The organism is Devosia insulae DS-56, assembly GCF_000970465.2.
Taxonomy (GTDB): Bacteria; Pseudomonadota; Alphaproteobacteria; order Rhizobiales; family Devosiaceae; genus Devosia_A; species Devosia_A insulae.
In genome coordinates this window covers 1-4,272 of sequence record NZ_LAJE02000372.1, presented here as the reverse complement: position 1 = coordinate 4,272, position 4,272 = coordinate 1, and the positions used below count along the sequence as shown (strand labels likewise).

The following is a 4,272-nucleotide window of genomic DNA, read 5'->3' as shown; positions in this document are numbered from 1 at the left end:
GCTGGGGGGGTAGTAGAATGGTGTCCGGCGAGGCGGATGAACACCGGGAGGGAGACGAGAGAGGTACTCCGCAGCAGGTGCACGGCGAGGGACAGCACGGCGGCGAACTGGGCGAGGGGGCGGGGGAAGCAGAGCAGGACGCCGGTGGTGAACGGCGGCGGGGTCAGCGGGGAATGACGCGCTTCTGGCCCTGGTCGTCGAGGGCGACGTAGACGAAGCGGCCCTCGGTAACTTTCACCCGGTCGGCGAGGCGGTTACGGCGGGCCCAGGCCTCCATGGCGATGGTGATCGAGGTGTTCCCGACCCGCTCGATCGTGGTGTAGACGCACAGCACATCGCCGACCTTGACCGGCGCGATGAAGGTCATGGCTTCGACCGCCACGGTGGCGACGCGGCCCTGCACGCGCTCGACGGCGCAGATCGACCCGGCGATATCCATCTGGCTCAGCACCCAGCCGCCAAAAATGTCGCCGGCCGGATTGGTGTCGGCCGGCATGGCGAGCGTACGGATGGTCAGCGCGCCGTTGGGCTCGGCGGTGGCGGTAGCGTCAGTCATGCGCGAGGTCCTTTCGGCGGCCAGCGGCCGATTTCTTCTTCCCAGTGGCGTCGGCACAGCGAGACATAGACCGATTTCTCGATCGACACCTGGTTGCCCTCGGTGAGCGCCCCGCCTTCGGTGTCGCGGCGCACCACCATGGTGGCCTTGCGGCCGCAGAAGCAGATGGTGCGCACTTCGCGCAGCTCGTCGGCGACAGCGAGCAGCTCGGAGGAGCCGGGGAAGAGCTTGCCCTGGAAATCGGTCCTGAGACCATAGCACATCACCGGCACATCGAGCCGGTCGGCGACGCGGGCGAGCTGCCAGACCTGGTCAGTGGTGAGGAACTGCGCCTCGTCGACGAAGACGCAATCGACCTTCGATTCCTGGATGTGGTCGTTGACGCGCTGGAACAGATCGTCCTCGCCGTCGAACATCTCGGCCTCGGCGGAGATGCCCAGCCGCGAGGTGATGCGGCCGACATCGCCTTCGGCATAGAGCGAGGAGGTGAACAGCAGCGTGCGCATGCCGCGCTCGACATAGTTGTAGGAGGCCTGCAGCAGCAGGGTCGACTTGCCGGCGTTCATCGCCGAATAGGAGAAGTAGAGCTTGGCCATGCGGCTGTTCATGCCGCAGGCGCGGGGCGGCGGCGAGGCCAATCGGTCGCTCTCAACAAAAAATCGGCCGCCTGGCGGGGGCGGCCGATTAGAATGCCGAATTGGGGCTCGGCGCAGGACATACGAGTTGGCGGCGATGTCCTGCTCATAAGGACCATCCGGTTGCCGATAGTGGCGGGTGCAACCGGGTCTAGGCCGGAACAATGGGGGACGTTCCGGACACCCGCAAGCTATTGAGGCGACGTGACAAGCAGATGACGAATGGTTTCATATTGGCGACATTATCAAGCCGTAGCGGAGAGCTGCGGGCAGGGCTGCTGGAGTGGCAAATGAAGAGCTTCTGGAAGGCTGGATTGGGTTTGGCGATGGCGGCGGCGATGGCCGGCCCGAGCATGGCGCAGGGCGTCGATGTCACCGGCATGTGGCGCCCGGACAAGAACTCCGACTACGAGATGAGCATGTGCGGCAAGGACAATGCCCAGCTGTGCATCAAGGTCGTGGCGCTGCGCGGCAACATGGACAGCGACAAGAACCGGCCGTACCTCAACACCTACCTGATCGACAAGGCGAAGCCGAGCGGGCAGGGGCGCTGGAAGGGCAAGCTGAGCCTGTTCGGCCAGACCGGCGATGCGACGCTGACGCTGAAGGGCGCCAACACCATGAACGTCAAGGCCTGCGCCTATATCGTGGTGTGCCGCGAGATCACCCTCACACGGGTGCAGTAGTTCAGGCTGGCTTGGTTTCCCGGCGCTGCTGCAGTGCCGGGATGGCCTCCACCAGGATGATGGCGAAGAAGATCAGCGCCGCGCCGGCATAGCCGATGAGGGGCAGGCGCTCGCCCAGCAGCAGGGCGCCGCCGAGCGCGGCGAACAGGCTCTCGGCCGACAGGACAATAGCGGCATTGGCGGCCGGCACGTGCTGCTGTGCGATGGCCTGCAGCGTGAAGGCCAGCGCGGTGGACATCAGCCCGACATAGAGGATCTGCACCCAGCCGGCGGCGATATCGGCAAGGTTCGGCGTCTCGAAGCCGAAGGCGAGCATGACGCAGACGACACCGACGCTGAGGAAGGTGATGGCGGAGAGCACCACCGGCAGGCCAGTTTCACGGCTCAGCAGCCCGAGCATGAAGACGTGGCCACCCCAGAACACGGCGCTGACCACCACCAGCATGTCGCCGAAATTGAAGCTCTCGAGCCGTCCGCCGTTCAGGTAGAAAATGCCGACCAGCGCCAGCGGGGCGCCCAGATAGATGATCGGGTGCGGGCGGGCGCGCAGCACCAGGAAGGCAATCAGCGGCACGAACAGCACGTAGAGCGCGGTGAGGAAGCCCGAGTTGGTGACGCTGGTTTGGGCGAGGCCGTATTGCTGCAGCAGCGAGCCGGCGAAGAAGGCGGCGCACAACACGGCGATCTGCAGCCAGAGCCGCGGCGTGAACGGGCCGGCTGCCGGCCCCTTGCGGCGGAGCTCGATGAGCGCGAAGGGCAGCAGCGCCACGCCGCCGAGCAGGAACCGCGTGCCGCTGAAGGTGAGCGGTCCCATATGCGCCATGGCGGCCTTCTGGGCGACGAAGGCGAGCCCCCAGATGGCGGTGGCAATGAGCAGCAGCAGGACGGCGAGCGGACGGGACATCGGCGCTGTGTAGCCGGAGCGACGGCATCGCGTCGAAAGGATTTTGGCGATGGGTTCGATCAGCAGGCGTGATGGGGGCCGTCTGCTGCAGTGAGCCTTACTTCAGCTCCGCATCCAGCGCCTCGATCAGCCGCTGCACTTCGGCGGGCGAAGTATAGTGGGTGAAGGAAACGCGCAGCACGCCGTGGCCGGGGTTGAGGCCGAGCGCCTCGAGCAGGCGGTAGGCATAGAAATGGCCGCCCGAGGCCATGACCTTGTGGCGAGCCAGTCGGTCGGCTGCCTCGACGGCAAGCTCGCCGAGCGCCAGGGAGACGGTGGGCGCGCGCTTCGTGGGATCGGTGGGGCCGATGAGGCGAACATTGTTCTTCGAACGGAGAAACTCCATCAGCGGCGCGAGGAGAATCTCCTCCTGCAGCCGCATCGCGGCATGGGCCTTGCGGAATGGGTTGGCGCCTTCCACGCGGTCGCCGGCCAGCTCGGCGACGCGCTCGAAGTAATCCGCCACGCCCGCCGTGGCAGCGATCTGGGCATGGTCGGGGCCGGCCGGCGTCAGGCGCTTGCGCGGCTGGGTGTCGTTGAAGAAGTGCCCCTGGTTGGGCAGCTCCGACGCCAGCGAGGGGCGGATCGCCATGACGCCCTGATGCGGGCCATACACCTTGTAAGCGGAGAACAGATAGACGTCGCAGCCGAGCTCGAGCAGGTCGGGCAGGCCGTGCGGGGCGTAGGACACGCCATCGACCACGGTGACGGCGCCAAAGCTCTTGGCCTTCTGGACGATCTCGTGGACCGGGTTGATCTCGCCGACAATGTTGGAGGCGTGCGGGAAGCAGACGGCGCGGACCTTCGAATCAAGCAGCTTGTCGAGCGCGGCGGGATCGAGGTGGCCGGTGACCGGGTCGACCTGCCACTCGCGGATGACGATGCCCCGATCGGCCAGCCGGCGCCAGGCTCCGCCATTGGCCTCATGGTCCTGGTTGGTGACGACGACGGCGTCGCCGGGCTTCAGCCAGCCGGCAAAGGCATTGCCCAGCGTATAGGTGTTGCCGGAGGTGGAGGGGCCGAAATGGATCCAGTCCATGCCGACATTGAGCGCCTGTGCCATGCGGCGATGCGCCAGGTCCATAGCCGCACCCGCCTCGCGCGAGGCGGGGTAGAAGCCATAGGGCTGCACCTTGGTAGCGCGATAATAGTGGTCGAGCCGGCCAAGCACCTGCTGCGACGTGTAGGAGCCGCCGGCGTTCTCGAAAAAGGCCCAGCCATCGAGGCTCGGTTCACGAAACGCCGGGAACTCGGCGCGGATCAGGTCGGTGTCGAGGGGCAGGGCGGTCATGAGTGGCGCTCGGAAGATCAGATGCCCGATGGTTAGCGGAGCGCTGTGACTGCGGCAATGCGGCGTGTGGATAACGGGGGATGGGCACGGCGAGGCCGGTGGCTGTGGACCCCCACCCCTGTCCCCTTCCCGCAAGGGGGAGGGAGACGCTCACACAGACG

At 66.4% G+C, this 4,272-nt stretch carries 5 protein-coding genes; 1 reads left to right on the top strand and 4 read right to left on the bottom strand.

The window, feature by feature from the left end; all coding sequences use genetic code 11:
- Positions 1–163 precede the first annotated feature (163 nt).
- Positions 164–556 (bottom strand): acyl-CoA thioesterase, encoded by a 393-nt coding sequence (locus VW23_RS25115; RefSeq protein ID WP_069912221.1) that lies wholly within the window; start codon positions 554–556, stop codon positions 164–166.
- Entirely contained in the window at positions 553–1,152 is a 600-nt protein-coding gene (locus VW23_RS25110) for a thymidine kinase (RefSeq protein ID WP_069912223.1), read from the bottom strand. Before VW23_RS25110 ends, VW23_RS25115 begins: the two co-directional genes overlap by 4 nt.
- 329 nt (positions 1,153–1,481) lie before the next feature.
- Between VW23_RS25110 and VW23_RS25105 the strand changes: the two genes are divergently transcribed.
- Positions 1,482–1,877, top strand: a complete 396-nt coding sequence (locus VW23_RS25105; RefSeq protein ID WP_069912220.1) for a DUF2147 domain-containing protein — start codon at positions 1,482–1,484, stop codon at positions 1,875–1,877.
- 1 nt (position 1,878) lies between these two features.
- Here the strand turns inward: VW23_RS25105 and VW23_RS25100 are convergent, their stop codons facing one another.
- Both VW23_RS25100 and VW23_RS25095 read right to left on the bottom strand, forming a co-directional pair.
- The gene (locus VW23_RS25100; protein WP_069912219.1) at positions 1,879–2,781 is read right to left on the bottom strand and encodes a DMT family transporter; all 903 of its coding nucleotides are present in this window, start codon (positions 2,779–2,781) and stop codon (positions 1,879–1,881) included.
- A gap of 97 nt (positions 2,782–2,878) precedes the next feature.
- Positions 2,879–4,111 (bottom strand): aminotransferase class V-fold PLP-dependent enzyme, encoded by a 1,233-nt coding sequence (locus tag VW23_RS25095; protein ID WP_201788096.1) that lies wholly within the window; start codon positions 4,109–4,111, stop codon positions 2,879–2,881.
- Positions 4,112–4,272: the final 161 nt, after the last annotated feature.

Coding starts and splice junctions, on each gene's coding strand:
- VW23_RS25100 (WP_069912219.1), bottom strand. CDS start 2,781: ATGTCCCGTCCGCTCGCCGTCCTGCTGCTGCTCATTGCCACCGCCATC.
- VW23_RS25115 (WP_069912221.1), bottom strand. CDS start 556: ATGACTGACGCTACCGCCACCGCCGAGCCCAACGGCGCGCTGACCATC.
- VW23_RS25105 (WP_069912220.1), top strand. CDS start 1,482: ATGAAGAGCTTCTGGAAGGCTGGATTGGGTTTGGCGATGGCGGCGGCG.
- VW23_RS25110 (WP_069912223.1), bottom strand. CDS start 1,152: ATGGCCAAGCTCTACTTCTCCTATTCGGCGATGAACGCCGGCAAGTCG.
- VW23_RS25095 (WP_201788096.1), bottom strand. CDS start 4,111: ATGACCGCCCTGCCCCTCGACACCGACCTGATCCGCGCCGAGTTCCCG.